Source organism: Lysobacterales bacterium (assembly GCA_014946745.1).
GTDB lineage: Bacteria > Pseudomonadota > Gammaproteobacteria > Xanthomonadales > Xanthomonadaceae > Aquimonas.
In genome coordinates, this window is sequence record JADCRD010000001.1 from 882,775 (window position 1) to 896,413 (window position 13,639).

The following is a 13,639-nucleotide window of genomic DNA, read 5'->3' on the forward strand; positions in this document are numbered from 1 at the left end:
CCCATCCCATGGCGCGATCCGCCATGCGCTGTCCGCGTACGATGGCGGCCCCTCACGCCGATGCTTCCGGTGATCACTGACGCCATGCCCTCCGCTGTCTGGCCCTCACTGTCCGCCGCGTACGCGCTTGCTTGGTCGGCTCGGCCCTCCCTGGCCGAGCTGGCAGGGTGTTTTCCCACAGCCTGCTCTCGCCTGATGCTGGCACTGATCTGCGCGCTGTCGCCGCTGGCGGCGTCCGCTGCCGCGGCGCCGGCCCAGCTTGAGGTGGCCCTCTCGGTGGGGCGACTCACGGGCAGCCACGCGCAAGGCAGCGCCGCCTTCCTCGGCATTCCCTACGGCGAAGACACGCGTCCGCGTCGTTTCGAGCGTGCTCTGCCGAAAGCTCCCTGGGAGGGACGGTTGGAAGCGCGCGCCTTCCGCCCACGCTGCCCTCAGGTCGCGCCGGAGGGCACGGCGATTGACGGTGCCGGCATGAGCGAGGACTGCTTGAGCCTCAACCTCTGGACGCCCAGCCCTGATGCCGGCAAGCGCCCGGTGCTGGTCTACTTCCACGGCGGCGGCTATGCCAATGGCACGGTCAATGAGCGCGTCTACGACGGTGCAATGCTGGCGCGTCGCGGCGATGTGGTGGTGGTGACGGTGAATCACCGTCTGAACGGTTTCGGCTATCTCTACCTCGGCGCGCTCGACGGCGAGCGCTACGCGGACTCGGGCAACGTCGGCCAGTTCGACCTGATCCTCGCCCTGCGCTGGGTGCAGGACCATATCCACGCGTTCGGCGGTGACCCTGCAAACGTCACCGTGTTCGGCCAGTCCGGCGGCGGCGCCAAGATCGCCACCCTGATGGCCATGCCCGAGGCCAAGGGCTTGTTCCATCGCGCCTGGACCATGAGCGGCCAGCAGATCACCGGCCGCGTGCGCGCGAACGCCGAGCAGACCGCGCGGGAGGTCATTGCCCGCATGGACATTCCGTCGCGTGCGCATGCCGAGGCTCAGCTTGATGCGCTGCGCGCGGCCTCGATGGAGGAACTGATGGCCGGCCTGCGCGGCGGCACGTGGACGCCGGTGGTCGACGGCCGCGGCCTGCCGCGCGATCCGTTTGCGCCCGATGCGCCGGCACAATCCGCGGCCATTCCGATGGTGCTCGGCAACACCCATGACGAGACCACCGGCCTGATCGGACGCGCCGACCCGGCCACGTTCGAGCTCGACTGGACGGGCGTGGCGCCAGCGCTGGTCAAGCATGTCAGCACCTTCATCGGCGAACTGGATCCGCACGACATCGTCGAACAGTACCGGCAGTGGTATCCCGACTATTCACCCTCGCAGGTGTTTTTTGCCGCGACTACCGCAGCGCGCTCGTGGAAGGGCATGGTGATCGCCAGCGAGCGCCGCGCCGAACAGGGCGCACCGACCTGGGTCTACCACCTGCACTGGCGTTCGCCGAAGGACGGCGGACGCTATGGCGCACCCCACACCCTCGACATCCCGCTGGTGTTCGGCAATCTCGACGCTGACGATTGGACGCGGGAGGCCCAGCCGTCGGCGCGGCCGGTGTCCGAGGCGATGATGGATGCGCTGATCGCCTTCGCCCGCGGCGGCGACCCCAAGGCCGAAGGGCGCAGCGAGTGGCCGCGCTTCGATCGCGAGCGCCGGGCGACGATGGTCTTCGACGATCACGTCCGCGTGGAGGACGATCCGCGCGGCGCCGAGCGTGCGCTGTTTGCGCCAATTCCCTACCTGCAGCCGGGCACCTGAAGCGCTCACCGTCGACGCAGCCTTGATCCGCAGTTCGCGCGGCCTGCACTGGTCGGGGGGCAGCCTGCGCGAATGAAGACCTTCGTTCGAATCGCTGCACTCGCCGCGCTGGCCCTGTTGATCGTGGCCTGCGCCAGCACTCGCAAGGACGCTCCGATGTCCGGACCTGCACTCGCCAACGTTGATCTGCCGCGCTTCATGGGGCGCTGGTGGGTGATCGCCAACATTCCCTACTTCGCCGAGCGGGGAAAGGTGGCCAGCTCCGACAACTACAGCCTGCGCGAGGATGGCCGCATCGACGTGGTCTACGCCTATCGCAAATCCTTCGAGGACACCGCAGAGCGCACCCTGAACGCTTGGGCACGGCCCTTGCCGAACACCGGCAACGCGCACTGGCGACAGCGCTTCTTCGGCATCCTCTCGGTCGAGCTGCAGGTGCTGGAAATTGATCCGGACTACCGCTGGGCCCTGATCGGCAATCCCAAACGCAGCTTGGCATGGGTGTTTGCGCGCGAGCCGGTCATGGCAGACACAGAGTACGCGCGCATCGTCGAGCGTCTGCGGCGCTTCGGCTACGAGCCTAACGACCTTAAGCGCGTACCGCAGCTTGCGGCGCAGGTCGGCCAGCCTGGCTTCCAGTGAATCAGCGTCGGGCGCGCTGGCTCACCGCCACGCTGCCCAGGATCAGCAAGCCAGCCAACACCATCGGCAAGGTCACGGGTTCATCCAGCAGCCACCAGGCCCAGGCCACAGCGAACAGCGGAATCAGATAGGTGACTGTGGACGTGCGCGCCGGACCGATCCGCTCGACCAGCCGGTAGTAGCCGACCAGCGCGATGCCGGTGCAGAGCACGCCGAGGGCCACAGCAGCGCCCCAGGAGAGCGGGGACGGCGTGGCCTGCGGCCAGTACCATAGCGCGAGCGGCAAAGTCATCAGCGAAGCGCAGAGCAAGGTGGCGCCGGCCAGTGCCGCCGGCGGCAGCCCGCCCAGATGGCGGCGCACCAGGTGCACGCCGAGGCCATAGCAGAAGGCCGCGAACGTGGCGGCCGCGGCGGCCAGCCCCACGCTGGCGCCCGCGCTGCGGCCGCTGGCCAGCACCACCACACCGACAAAGCCGACCGCGAGCGCCGCCGCCCGCGCCGGGCCGATACGCTCGCGGAAGAACAGATGCCCGACCAGGGCGGTGAAGGGCACGGTCATGGCATTGGCGATGGCGCCGATACCGGCCGGCGCCCGCCCCGCAGCCCAGGCGAACAGCACGAAGGGCAGAGCGGTGTTGATCGCGGCGATGCCGGCGATCACGCCCCACAGCTTCAGCGGAAAGCGGCGTCGCGCCAGCCACAGGAAGGGCAGCAGCACCAGCGCCCCGGACAGCAGGCGCACCTCGACCAGCGCGAACGCCCCGAACTCGGGCGCAGCCACGCGCATGAACAGGAAGGAAGCGCCCCAGATGGCGCCTAGAACGCCCAGCTCAAGCGGCGTCAGCCAGCCGGGCTCGGATCGCAGGGCGGGCGCGGAGGGCAGATGATCGGCCTGAAAGGCCCGGCTAGCGGACATGCGCGACACCCTCTGCACGGATGGCAAGAGCGACAGCATGCCTGCTCGCGAGGCCGGCAGCTGGCCGGATCCGGACGGTGAGCGCGAAACGGACTGAGGGCATGAGGACTGCGTCTGTCCCCTGCCACCGCCGCTGAACGCCCATCACGGCAATGAGCCGCGCGAGTTCTGCACTCCAGGGCCAGTCCACCTCTCGTGGATTGGCGTTCCGCGCATGACCACGAACGCCCGGCTACGCAGCCCGCTGCAGCGCCTGGCGCTGTCGCGCGCTACGCGTTCGGCCAAGTGGCGGGCTCGGCTACTGGGGGCTCATGTCCACTCGTCCGGTCTCTTTCAATTCGCCGCGGTAGAAGCGCTGCTCCTTGATCAGTTCGCCGCTCAGCGTGAACAGGCGATCGCCGAAGGCGAAGAAGCGGGCGCTGCCGTACCAGGCGTAACAGTCCAGTTCGCATTCGCTGGTCGTGTGCTGCATGTCGACCCTGGCGGCCAGCTGCAGCATGTCGCCTGCGCGTCGGAAGACCAGAAGGTCTTCCACCAGATCCTCGCGGTAGTACCTCGAGCCCTTGGGAGGATCAGGCGCGAACACCGGCAGCCCGGCCAGCTCGGTGCCGTCGTCGAGCCGAGCGGCATTGAAGCTGTGGCTGCGCGAGGACAGGTCCGCGGCCATGCCGGGCCAGTGCCCCAGCGGGCCCACGGCCGCGTTGTCGCGGCGGACCAGCACGGTGCGCATGTCCTGCGGGTCACCGGCGCGGTAGACCGAGCCCATCAGCAGCACGTGCTCGGCCAGCAGCTCGATACGCTCGACCGGAGCCGGCAGGGGCAGGTGCTGGATCGGGCTGCCCGCCAGCGGCAGGCGGTGCAGTTGGCGGGTGCCGGGCTGGTGTTCACCGTCGTCCCTGTCATCGCCGCCCGCTTCCTCCAGCGCCAGCCAGGCCGCGTCCTGATCGAAGCGCAGTAAGGCGATCTCGCCCTCGATGCTGGCGCGGATCTCGGCCGGGGCGAGGCCCGGCGTGCGCGCGCGGAAGCGGCTGAGGGGGATGTACTGCAGCAGGTTGCGCTGGGCGTTCTCGCTGAGGCGCTCGCTGCCGATCAGATACAGGCCGTCGGCGGTTTCCTTGAAGCCGAAGCGGCCATTGGGCAGGCCGGTGGTGGCGATCACGGTGGGGGCTTCGGCGCGGTTCTGCGGCAGACGCAGCACGCGGCTGGCGTAGTCGCCGGGCTCCGGCCCTGTCCAGCGAGCCAGCCACGGATCGAAGTCGCGGCGGCGCCAGGCCTGCGCCGTCCAGCTGTAGTCGGCGAGGTAGATGCCATCGGTAGCGATGTAGGTGCTGGCGCCGGCATTGGCGACGGCGGCGCTGCGCGTACAGGCCAGACGCTGCTGCAGCAGGCCCTCCAGATCGCAGCGCAGGAAGGCGTAGACCTGGGGCTCCGCCCCGAGACCGTCCAGCACCTGAAGATCGTCCGGGGCGAGCAGATAGACGCGGGTGGCTTCGATCCGCTCGCCGTCGTTGCCGACACGCGCTGCGAACGGCCAGTTGTCCTTGAGCAGGCTGTCGGCAGAGAAGCTCAGCGACAGCACGAGCTCGCCGTCGCGGATGCGCGCGCCGGAGTCGTTGCTCGAGAAGTAGTCGTCCACTTTGAGCTGCCAGCGCCCGCGCGGTTCGAGGCCGCCGCTCGCATCAAGCCTGAAGACGAACAGCTCGGCGGCGTTCGATCCGAAGTTGTAGCCCAGCAGGATCGCGCCACCGCTGAAGGTGAGGATCTCGTCGTAGTACAGATCGTCCCGCGAGTCGTCGGCGACCACTGGATGGCTGTGCAGCAGTTCGAAGCGCTCGCGCCCTGGCGCGCCGGTGTCGATCACGTGCAGCACGCCCTGCCGCAGCACCAGCAGCAGCGGGCCCATCTTCTTGACGATGCCGCCTTCGTCGACGCCCGCTTCCTGGTTGTTGGTGATGAGGTCGGTGTCGACGATACGGCTGCCGGTGACCGTGATCGAATCGAGCGCAGCGCAATCGTCGGCATCGTCGCTCGTGCAGCCTCCACCGAACGCGTACCCGAAGCCACGTCCGTTCGACGCCTTCGATTTGGAATCCCGCCATTGGATGTAGTCCGCTCGGCTAGATTGCAGCGCCAGCTCAAGCCCTTCCTGTGAGGCAGGTCGAACGGTGTGCGAATGCTGGCTGGCGCAGCCGGCAGAGACCACTGCGGCGAGAACCGCGAAAAGGGCGAGCTTCATGGACAGCAAGGCCAGGTAAGGCGCGAACAATCGCGCCGCCGCAGTCTGCTGGAGCCGGCGCCCATCGTTCAATCGGATCGTGTTCCGGACGCGCGCCGCTCCGCCTCTTCCGCCTCTGCCTGCTTCCACGGCAGCCGCCCTTCAGTTTCCAGAGGCAGGGCAAACACCAGAAAGCAGCGGGTCAGCACGATCAGGCCGAGCATCAGCAGGCTGCTCAAGGTGTAGTCGATGGTGACGGCGGCCACCAGGAACTCAAGGTCGAGGATTGGGGCGCGGACGCTGCGGCGGCGGTAGGCGAATTGGGCCGCGTGCGCCTCCACACGGCCCAAGCCGCGCAGCCACTCCACGGTCGAAACCACGAAGCCGGCGAGGGTCACGCCGACGCCGATCAGCTCGACGCCGAGGATCAGGTTGCGAACGCCTTCGACGAAAGCGCTCTGCATCGCTTTCCCGGATCTGCAAGGGCGCGCGCAGTCTCACCGATTGTGCCGCTGCGAGCGGGATGGGACGTGCGTAGGCCCACTTGATCGCCCTGCTCTGTAAGCTTGCACGCCGGCGTGGGGCAAGCGAAAGGAGAAGAGCGATGGCCACCGGTTGGGCCGGCGACGGCGCCGTTCAGGATCAGATCGACGCAACCGTCAAGGACGCGATCAGGCGTGCGCGGGCGCAGCTGCCCACAGGGCCGAGCCTAAGCCACTGCGAGTGCTGTGAGGCGCCGATTCCCGAAGCGCGGCGCAAGGCGCTGACGGGCGTGCGTTTCTGCGTGTCCTGCCAAGAGGCTGAAGATCGCGAAGCGCGCGCCGGCGCGGGCTACAACCGCCGCGGCAGCAAGGACAGTCAGCTACGCTGAAGCGGCGTCAGCCCAGCCGCGTGCGCCGTTCCGCCAGCACTTCCATGCTGCCGGTGTGTGCGGTCGGGTCGAGGTCGATGTCGAAGCAGTCGCGGCCGGCGTGCTTGGCCCGATACAGGGCGGCGTCGGCGCGGGCCAGCCATTCGTTCCAGGTCTCGTCGGCGTGCAGGGCCGCAGCACCGATCGACACGGTGACCGCACCGCCTGGACTGCGCAGCTCGGCGCGCAGGGTGTCCTGCAGTCGTTCGATCACGGTAGGCAGGGCGTTCAGTGGGGTGGACGGCAGCAGCAGCACGAACTCCTCGCCGCCCAGCCGATACAGGCGATCCAACTTGCGCAGGCGGCCGCGGACGATGGCGGCGAACTCCGCCAGCACGCGGTCGCCGGCCTCGTGGCCGTGCTCGTCGTTGATGCGTTTGAAGTGGTCGAGGTCGATCACGGCGAGCACGGTGGGCCGCGCGCGCCGCTCGAACTGGCGGACCGCTTCTTCAAGTTCGGCCTCCATCAGTCTGCGATTGCCCGCTGCCGTCAGCGGATCGTGCGAGGCCAGCGACTCCAGCTGGCGCCGCTGCAGATCGGTGCGATAGGCGAAGATGAAGGCATAGAGGCTGACCAGGCCGGCAGTGACGGCGAACGACACGCGCTCGCTGCTCTCGGGGAAGCCCCCGCCCAGCACCGCGATGGCCAACACCACCAAAACGTTCGCCACCAGCGCAGTGCGCCGATCGACCAGGAAGAAGTTCGCAAGCAGCACGCAGTAGGACCACAGCATGCCGTTGCGTCCCAGCACTTCCGCGGCGAGGAAGACAGCCGAGCAAATGACGCCCACCATGACCAGGGCCGCGCCGCCGGTGCGGCCTGTACGCCAGGCGTAGAGCACCGGCGCGCAGATCGCCAGCACGATCAGGCTGTCCATGACGCCCGCCGTCCATTCGCCGCGAGCGAAGCGATAGAGAGCGAACGGGAAGATGCCCACCACCGCGCAGAGCCCGAACAGGCTCATGATCGCGAAGCGGAAATCGCTGCGTAGGCGGGCCAGCATGTTGACGGCAGTCACGCTCGGGGCGGAGTCGAGAACACCGTGCAAGCGGCGTTCCCGAGTACGCGCCAGCACTTACGCGGGTTCGACCCGATCCACGCGCTGGAAGCCGCGCGGCAGGGGGTTGCCGCGGGTGGCGCGGGCGCCGGCGTAAGCCTGCAGGTCGCGCCAGCTCACCGTCAGCTTGCGCTGGCCGCAGTGCAGCACCAGCTCGCCGCCCTGGCGAACGGTGGTCAAAGCGATCACCCGCTCCTCGCCGGATTTCAGCTTGGCCGGCGGAATCTGCAGGATCTTGTTGCCCTTGCCGCGATCGAGCTCGGGCAGCTCGGCGATCGGGAAGGCCAGCAGCTGTCCTGCTGAGGAGATCGCCACCAGCCAGTCCTGCGCCGGATCGGCGACCGCGACGGGGGTCAGCACTTCGGCACCCTCGTCCAGATTCAGCAGGGCTTTGCCCGCCTTGTTGCGGCCGGTGAAGTTTTCGAAGCGGGTGACAAAGCCGTAGCCGAAGGAGCTGGCGAGCAGGAAGCGCTGCTCGTTCTCGCCGATGGCGGCGGTGACGAAGCCGACGCCGCTGGCCGGGGTGAAGCGGCCGGTCAGCGGTTCGCCGTTGCCGCGTGCGGAGGGCAGGGTGTGCGCGCCTGTCGAGTAGCTGCGGCCGGTCGCATCCAGGAAGGCCGCCTGCTGGGTGCTGCGGCCGCGAACGGCCACCAGCAGGCGATCGCCCTCGCGGTAGGACAGCCCGGCCGGGTCGACTTCATGGCCCTTGGCTGAGCGCACCCAGCCCTTCTCGGAGACCACGATCGTGACCGGCTCGCTGCTGACCAGTTCAGCCTCGGAGATCGCCTGCGCGGCGCCGCGCTCGACCAGCGGCGAGCGGCGGGCGTCGCCGAACTTCTTGGCGTCGGCGACCAGCTCGTCCTTGATCAGCTTCTTCAGCTTGGCCGGCGAAGCGAGGATGCTCTGGATCTTCTCGCGCTCCTTGGCGAGCTCGGACTGCTCGCCGCGGATCTTCATTTCCTCCAGCCGGGCCAGCTGCTTCAGCTTGGTGTCGAGGATGTACTCGGCCTGCACTTCGGTCAGGCCGAAGCGCGCCATCAGCACGGGCTTGGGCTCGTCCTCGCTGCGGATGATGCGGATCACTTCATCGAGGTTGAGGAAGGCGATCAGCAGGCCTTCCAGCAGGTGCAGACGACGCTCGACCTTGTCGAGGCGATGATTCAGGCGGCGCACCACGGTGGTCTGGCGGAAGGCCAGCCAGTCGCGCAGGAAGGCCTTCAGGTTCTTCACCTGCGGCTTGCCATCGAGCCCGATGACGTTGAAGTTGACGCGGTAGCTCTTTTCCAGATCGGTGGTGGCGAACAGATGCCCCATCAGCTGCTCGGCATCGACGCGATTGGAGCGCGGCACCAGCACGATGCGGATCGGGTTCTGGTGGTCGCTCTCGTCGCGGATGTCCTCCAGCCACGGCAGCTTCTTGGCGCGCATCTGCTGGGCGATCTGCTCCATCACCTTGCCGGGGCTGACCTGGTAGGGCAGGGCGGTGATGACGATGTTGTTCTGCTCGCGGGTGTAGGCCGAGCGCGCACGCACGCTGCCGCCGCCGGTCTCGTAGATCTTCTTGAGATCGGCCGCCGGGGTGATGATCTCGGCCGCAGTCGGGTAGTCCGGACCGCGCACGTGCTCGCAGAGGTCGGCGATGGTGGCGTCCGGGTCGTCCAAGAGACGCACGCAGGCGCTGACGACTTCATTCAGGTTGTGTGGCGGGATGTCCGTCGCCATGCCGACCGCAATACCCGTGGTGCCGTTCAGCAGCAGGTGCGGCAGGCGCGCCGGCATCCAGCTGGGCTCTTCCAGGGTGCCGTCGAAGTTCGGCGACCAGTCGACCGTGCCCTGGCCCAGCTCGCCCAGCAGCACTTCGGCGATCGGGGTCAGCTTGGACTCGGTGTAGCGCATCGCTGCGAACGATTTGGGGTCGTCGGTCGAGCCGAAGTTGCCCTGGCCCTCGATCAGCGGGTAGCGGTAGGAGAAGGGCTGGGCCATCAGCACCAGCGCCTCGTAGCAGGCCGAGTCGCCGTGCGGGTGAAACTTGCCGATCACGTCACCGACGGTGCGCGCCGACTTCTTCGGCTTGGCCGCGGCGTTCAGGCCGAGCTCGCTCATGGCGTAGATGATCCGCCGCTGCACCGGCTTCAGGCCGTCGCCGAGGAAGGGCAGGGCGCGGTCCAGCACCACGTACATCGAGTAATCGAGGTAGGCGCGCTCGGCGTACTCGTGCAGGGGGATCTGCTCGAAACCGTGGAAGCTCTGGCGGGTCAGGTCGGACATCGGGTTCGCGTCTTGGGCAGCGTCAGCAGGGCGCGAATGCTAGCAGCTTGGGCTTGCGCCGCCCGCGCGTGGCCGTCGTGCTGGAACCGCGCGCACAAACGACAGCGGCCGCGCCTTGCCGGGCGCGGCCGCTGAGGGTGCACGTTGGTAAGGCCGCTTACCAGGCGTAGCGCGCGCCCACCACCACCTGGCGAGGGTTGCCGAACAGGATGCCGCGGGTGCGGTCGACGATGTACTCCTCGCCGGTCAGGTTCTTGACTGCGAGGAAGCCGCTCCAGCCGTAGATCTCGGGCTCGTAGTTGAGGGTGGCGCTCCACACCGCATAGCTGTCGATCTGGCCGAACTGGCCATCGCCGTTCACGCGCGGGCTGCGGGTGTTGGCGAAGTCGGCCCACTGGCGGCCGACGTGCTGCAGCTCGACGTTGAGGTCCCAGGGGCCGCGGGCGTAGCCGACCCGACCGGTGAAGGTGAACTCGGGGGCGTAGGGCAGGCGATTGCCGGCGACGCTGCCGTTGGCCGCTTGGCCGTTGTCGACGCGAAGCAGCACGCTCGACTGCTCGGCCGTGCCCAGCCAGGTCAGGGCTGCGTTGGCGTAGAACTCGCCGCCGCGGCTCTGCAGGGCCTGGCGGTTCAGGCCGACCGCAAGTTCGAGGCCAGCGTATTCGGTCTCGCCCTGGGCCAGCGGCGTGCTGCCGCCGGCGATCGAACCCACCGCGATCTGGTTGTCGAAATCGCTGTGGAAGGCCGTGGCTTCCAGATCGATCTGGCCCAGGCGGCTGCGCAGGCCGAGTTCGAGATTGGTGCTGCTCTCAGCGTCGACCTCGGTGCTGGTGCCGTTGCCGGCGATCAGGTCCTCCACGCGCGGCGGCGCGAAGCCCTCGTGCGCGGACGCGTACAGGCTTGTGCCGCTGGACAGCTCGTAGTTGAGGCCGAGGCCCCACAGGGTCTCGCGCACGCTGTCTTCACCCAAGGTGCCACCGGGGAGGCGGTTGAGGCGGCTGAAGTCGATGTCTTCGCGGCGCAGGCTGGGGGTCAACTGCAGGGCGCCGAAATCGAAGGTGCTGGTGAGGAAGCCCGACAGCGCCGCGGTGGTGCGGAAGTTGCTCTCCGCCAGCGTGCCGCTGCGTGCGGCGGGCGCAGTGCCATTGATCTGCAGGCGGTCCTGCTCTTCCTCGTGCCAGCGCAGTCCGAACTCGGTGCTGCCGGTGGTGCCGATCAGCGAGCGCGGCAGGCTGAAGCGCGTGTCGAAGCCCCAGGTGTCGTAGCTGCGCACGCGGCCCTGGGCGGAGTTGCAGGCGCGCGGATCGACGCGTTCACCGCGGTAGCGCGCGTCGCGAAAGGCGGTGCCGCACTGGGTGTCCGAAGTGGTGCTGGACTGTCGCCACCAGTCGCGGTCGAAGCTGCTGAAGTAGACCGAGCTGAGCAGCTGGCTGCCCTCGGAGGGCGAGAACGCATGGCTCAGCGACAGCGCGCGGTGCTCGATGTCGAACAGGTCGTCCAGAAAGGGGTAGTACTCGGCGCCGAAACTCGCGTACTCGGCGTCGGTGATGCCGGAATAGCCCACCTGCGACTCCTCGCGCAGGTAGTTGGCACGCACCGTCAGCGCGTGGCTGTCGCCGATTTCGCGGCTGTACTTTGCGAACAGGTCGCTCTGCTCCAGGGCCGTGTTGTCGCGGGCGCCATCGCCCTGCTTGTGGCCGAGATCGAACAGAAAACCCTTGCCGCCGACGCTGGCGTGCGTGGCCGCGTAGCCGCGGGTTCCCGTGGCGATCTGCACGTGGCCGGCCGGGTCCTGCGGCGGATCGGGGGTGATGTAGTTGATGGCGCCCGTAATGGTCTGCGGGCCGAAGCGCAGCAGGCCCGCGCCCTTCAGCACTTCGATGCGGTCATAGCGCTGGATCGGCGCGTGGTAGTAGCTGGCGTTGTCGCCGTAGGGGGCATACATCGCCGGCAGGCCGTCCTCCAGCAGCAGCACCTTGGTCGAGCGCGTCGGGTTGCTGCCGCGGATGCCGATGTTGGGGCGCAGGCCGAAGCCCTCCTCATCGCGCACGGTCACGCCGGGCACTTTGCGCAGAGCCTCGTTGACCGTCAGCGCGCGGCCGGAGACCAGCACGCTCTGGTCAATCACGGTCGAGCTGCCTTCTGCGGGCTCGCCGCTGAGGTTTTTCTCGACGACCTGGATGGTGGCGAGGGTGCGCTTGGCTTCAGTGGCATCCGCGTCGGCACTGGCGTCAGCGCGGCTGGAGCCGCTTGCGCCGGCGAGAATCAGTCCGAGCGCCAGGCTGAGGGGATGGGGGCGGGAAACGGAAAGCATCGGGTATCGACTCGGATCGGGAGAAGTTCGCCCGAAAGTATGAAGATAAACGCGAACGATTTGCAATTGACCTTGCAACTGGGTCGCGGCTTGCGGTGGGTCTGATCCGATCAGAGCTGAAGCGAGCGCGGGGGTCTGAGGACGTTCTCTGTCTCTCCGCGCAGGGCGCTACCGCGGAGCGGCCGATCCTCCACAGGTCGAGGCCCGGGGCAGGACTCGCGCACTGCGTGCTCGACGCCGGCGGCTCGCGCGTCCAAGCTGTCCGGCCCTCAGGCCCGGACATCGAAGCACATGAACAAGCGCAAGGCGCCTGAAGCCGGGCCTACGCCCGCTGCCGTGGTGGGGTTCTGGCGCGAGGCCGGGCCTCAGCGCTGGTTCGCCAAGGACCTCAACTTCGACCGGGCGCTGGGCGCGCGTTTCCACGAAGCGCATCTGCTGGCCGCCGAGCGCCGGCTGGATGCGTGGAATGCCGAGGCCGAGGGCGCGCTGGCCCTGCAGATCCTGCTCGACCAGGTGCCGCGCAACCTCTATCGCGGGACCGCCCACGCCTTCGCCACCGATCCGCTGGCGCTTCACTTCGCCCTCGCTGCGATCGACGCGGGTCTGGACCAGAAGATCGAGGCTAGCTTGCGTCCTTTCTGCTCCATGGCCCTCATGCACGCCGAGCATCTCGCGCTGCAGGAGCGCTGCGTCGCCCTGTTCGAGGCGCTGGGTGGGCCCTCGCTGCCGCACGCGATCGAGCACCGCGACATCATCCGTCGCTTCGGCCGCTTTCCGCATCGCAACCCGCTGTTCGGCCGCGAGACCACGCGCGAGGAGCAGGCGTTTCTGGAGGCCGGTGGCTTCGCGGGCTGAGACGCTTCAGCGCCGATACCGCATGCCAGCGGTTGCGCGAGCGGTTGGCCTGGCGCGAGCTTGGCGCCTGGAGGTCGGTGGAGCACCTGGTGAGCCTGGGCCCACCCTATGTGCGGAGGCATGGCGATTTGGCGCTTGCCCGTCGCGGGCCGCTCTGCAAGCCTGCGGAGCCTTCAGTCCAGCTTCGGGAGTTCACCGTGATCCAGCGCTTCGACACCGGTCCGCGCATGTCCGAAATGACTGTCCACAACGGCGTGGCCTATCTGGCCGGGCAGGTGGCGGAGGACGACAGCCTCGACATCAGCGGCCAGACCCGCGAGGTGCTGGCGCAGATCGACGCTCTTCTCGCGCGTGCGGGCAGCGACAGGTCGAAGCTCCTGCGCGCACAGATCTTCCTGGTCGACCTCGCTGACTTCGCTGCCATGAACGCGGTTTGGGAGCAGTGGGTGGTGCCCGGCCACACGCCGGCCCGGGCCACCGTGCAGGCGGCGCTGGCCAATCCGAAGTGGAAGGTCGAGATCGTCGTCACCGCGGCCGTCTGAGGCCGCGACGGCCCTCAAGCATCGAAACTCGCAAGCTGCGTCGGGTGGGCGCCATGCATAGGGTGGGCCCTGGTTCACCCTGCACCCCACACTCGCCCTGCTCCTGAGCGGTTGCCTCGGCATGCGGCTCTCGCCTTGAACCACGCCGCCCACTGGGTGGGC

The 13,639-nt window shown here is 68.3% G+C and carries 11 protein-coding genes; 5 read left to right on the forward strand and 6 right to left on the reverse strand.

The features are described 5' to 3' along the window. The first annotated feature begins 195 nt into the window (after window positions 1–195). Together H4O13_03700 and H4O13_03705 are read left to right on the forward strand one after the other, a co-directional pair. Window positions 196–1,758: a carboxylesterase/lipase family protein gene (locus H4O13_03700; GenBank protein MBE5314486.1), complete on the forward strand. Its 1,563-nt coding sequence runs from the start codon at window positions 196–198 to the stop codon at window positions 1,756–1,758. 72 nt (window positions 1,759–1,830) lie between these two features. After that, entirely contained in the window at window positions 1,831–2,400 is a 570-nt protein-coding gene (locus tag H4O13_03705) for a lipocalin family protein (GenBank protein ID MBE5314487.1), read from the forward strand. 1 nt (window position 2,401) lies between these two features. Here the strand turns inward: H4O13_03705 and H4O13_03710 are convergent, their stop codons facing one another. From H4O13_03710 to H4O13_03720, 3 genes are all read right to left on the reverse strand, one after another. Then, the gene (locus H4O13_03710) at window positions 2,402–3,316 is read right to left on the reverse strand and encodes a DMT family transporter (GenBank protein MBE5314488.1); all 915 of its coding nucleotides are present in this window, start codon (window positions 3,314–3,316) and stop codon (window positions 2,402–2,404) included. Window positions 3,317–3,614: 298 nt separating this feature from the next. Continuing rightward, window positions 3,615–5,552 carry a hypothetical protein gene (locus H4O13_03715; protein ID MBE5314489.1) on the reverse strand — a complete coding sequence of 646 codons (1,938 nt, stop codon included), beginning with the start codon at window positions 5,550–5,552 and terminating at the stop codon, window positions 3,615–3,617. Window positions 5,553–5,620: 68 nt separating this feature from the next. Continuing rightward, window positions 5,621–5,995, reverse strand: a complete 375-nt coding sequence (locus tag H4O13_03720) for a DUF1622 domain-containing protein (protein ID MBE5314490.1) — start codon at window positions 5,993–5,995, stop codon at window positions 5,621–5,623. A gap of 140 nt (window positions 5,996–6,135) precedes the next feature. Here H4O13_03720 and H4O13_03725 point away from each other — a divergent pair, with 140 nt between their 5' ends. Continuing rightward, the gene (locus H4O13_03725; protein MBE5314491.1) at window positions 6,136–6,402 is read left to right on the forward strand and encodes a DksA/TraR family C4-type zinc finger protein; all 267 of its coding nucleotides are present in this window, start codon (window positions 6,136–6,138) and stop codon (window positions 6,400–6,402) included. A gap of 7 nt (window positions 6,403–6,409) precedes the next feature. Here H4O13_03725 and H4O13_03730 read toward each other — a convergent pair whose 3' ends face one another. From H4O13_03730 to H4O13_03740, 3 genes are all read right to left on the reverse strand, one after another. After that, window positions 6,410–7,489: a GGDEF domain-containing protein gene (locus tag H4O13_03730; protein MBE5314492.1), complete on the reverse strand. Its 1,080-nt coding sequence runs from the start codon at window positions 7,487–7,489 to the stop codon at window positions 6,410–6,412. Between the two features lie 27 nt (window positions 7,490–7,516). Then, the gene (parC, locus tag H4O13_03735) at window positions 7,517–9,766 is read right to left on the reverse strand and encodes a DNA topoisomerase IV subunit A (GenBank protein MBE5314493.1); all 2,250 of its coding nucleotides are present in this window, start codon (window positions 9,764–9,766) and stop codon (window positions 7,517–7,519) included. 157 nt (window positions 9,767–9,923) lie between these two features. Beyond that, window positions 9,924–12,080, reverse strand: coding sequence for a TonB-dependent receptor (locus tag H4O13_03740; GenBank protein MBE5314494.1), 2,157 nt, complete (start codon window positions 12,078–12,080; stop codon window positions 9,924–9,926). A gap of 291 nt (window positions 12,081–12,371) precedes the next feature. Here H4O13_03740 and H4O13_03745 point away from each other — a divergent pair, with 291 nt between their 5' ends. Together H4O13_03745 and H4O13_03750 are read left to right on the forward strand one after the other, a co-directional pair. After that, the gene (locus tag H4O13_03745; protein ID MBE5314495.1) at window positions 12,372–12,935 is read left to right on the forward strand and encodes a DUF924 family protein; all 564 of its coding nucleotides are present in this window, start codon (window positions 12,372–12,374) and stop codon (window positions 12,933–12,935) included. A 197-nt stretch (window positions 12,936–13,132) separates the two neighbouring features. Then, complete coding sequence (locus tag H4O13_03750; GenBank protein MBE5314496.1) at window positions 13,133–13,477, forward strand: RidA family protein; 345 nt, start codon at window positions 13,133–13,135, stop codon at window positions 13,475–13,477. Window positions 13,478–13,639: the final 162 nt, after the last annotated feature.

What these genes read in the sequence shown, in the direction of transcription:
- H4O13_03700 (MBE5314486.1), top strand. Translation starts at nt 196, where the DNA reads ATGCTGGCACTGATCTGCGCGCTGTCGCCGCTGGCGGCGTCCGCTGCC.
- H4O13_03710 (MBE5314488.1), bottom strand. Translation starts at nt 3,316, where the DNA reads ATGTCCGCTAGCCGGGCCTTTCAGGCCGATCATCTGCCCTCCGCGCCC.
- H4O13_03745 (MBE5314495.1), top strand. Translation starts at nt 12,372, where the DNA reads ATGAACAAGCGCAAGGCGCCTGAAGCCGGGCCTACGCCCGCTGCCGTG.
- H4O13_03720 (MBE5314490.1), bottom strand. Translation starts at nt 5,995, where the DNA reads ATGCAGAGCGCTTTCGTCGAAGGCGTTCGCAACCTGATCCTCGGCGTC.
- parC (MBE5314493.1), bottom strand. Translation starts at nt 9,766, where the DNA reads ATGTCCGACCTGACCCGCCAGAGCTTCCACGGTTTCGAGCAGATCCCC.
- H4O13_03725 (MBE5314491.1), top strand. Translation starts at nt 6,136, where the DNA reads ATGGCCACCGGTTGGGCCGGCGACGGCGCCGTTCAGGATCAGATCGAC.
- H4O13_03715 (MBE5314489.1), bottom strand. Translation starts at nt 5,552, where the DNA reads ATGAAGCTCGCCCTTTTCGCGGTTCTCGCCGCAGTGGTCTCTGCCGGC.
- H4O13_03705 (MBE5314487.1), top strand. Translation starts at nt 1,831, where the DNA reads ATGAAGACCTTCGTTCGAATCGCTGCACTCGCCGCGCTGGCCCTGTTG.
- H4O13_03740 (MBE5314494.1), bottom strand. Translation starts at nt 12,080, where the DNA reads ATGCTTTCCGTTTCCCGCCCCCATCCCCTCAGCCTGGCGCTCGGACTG.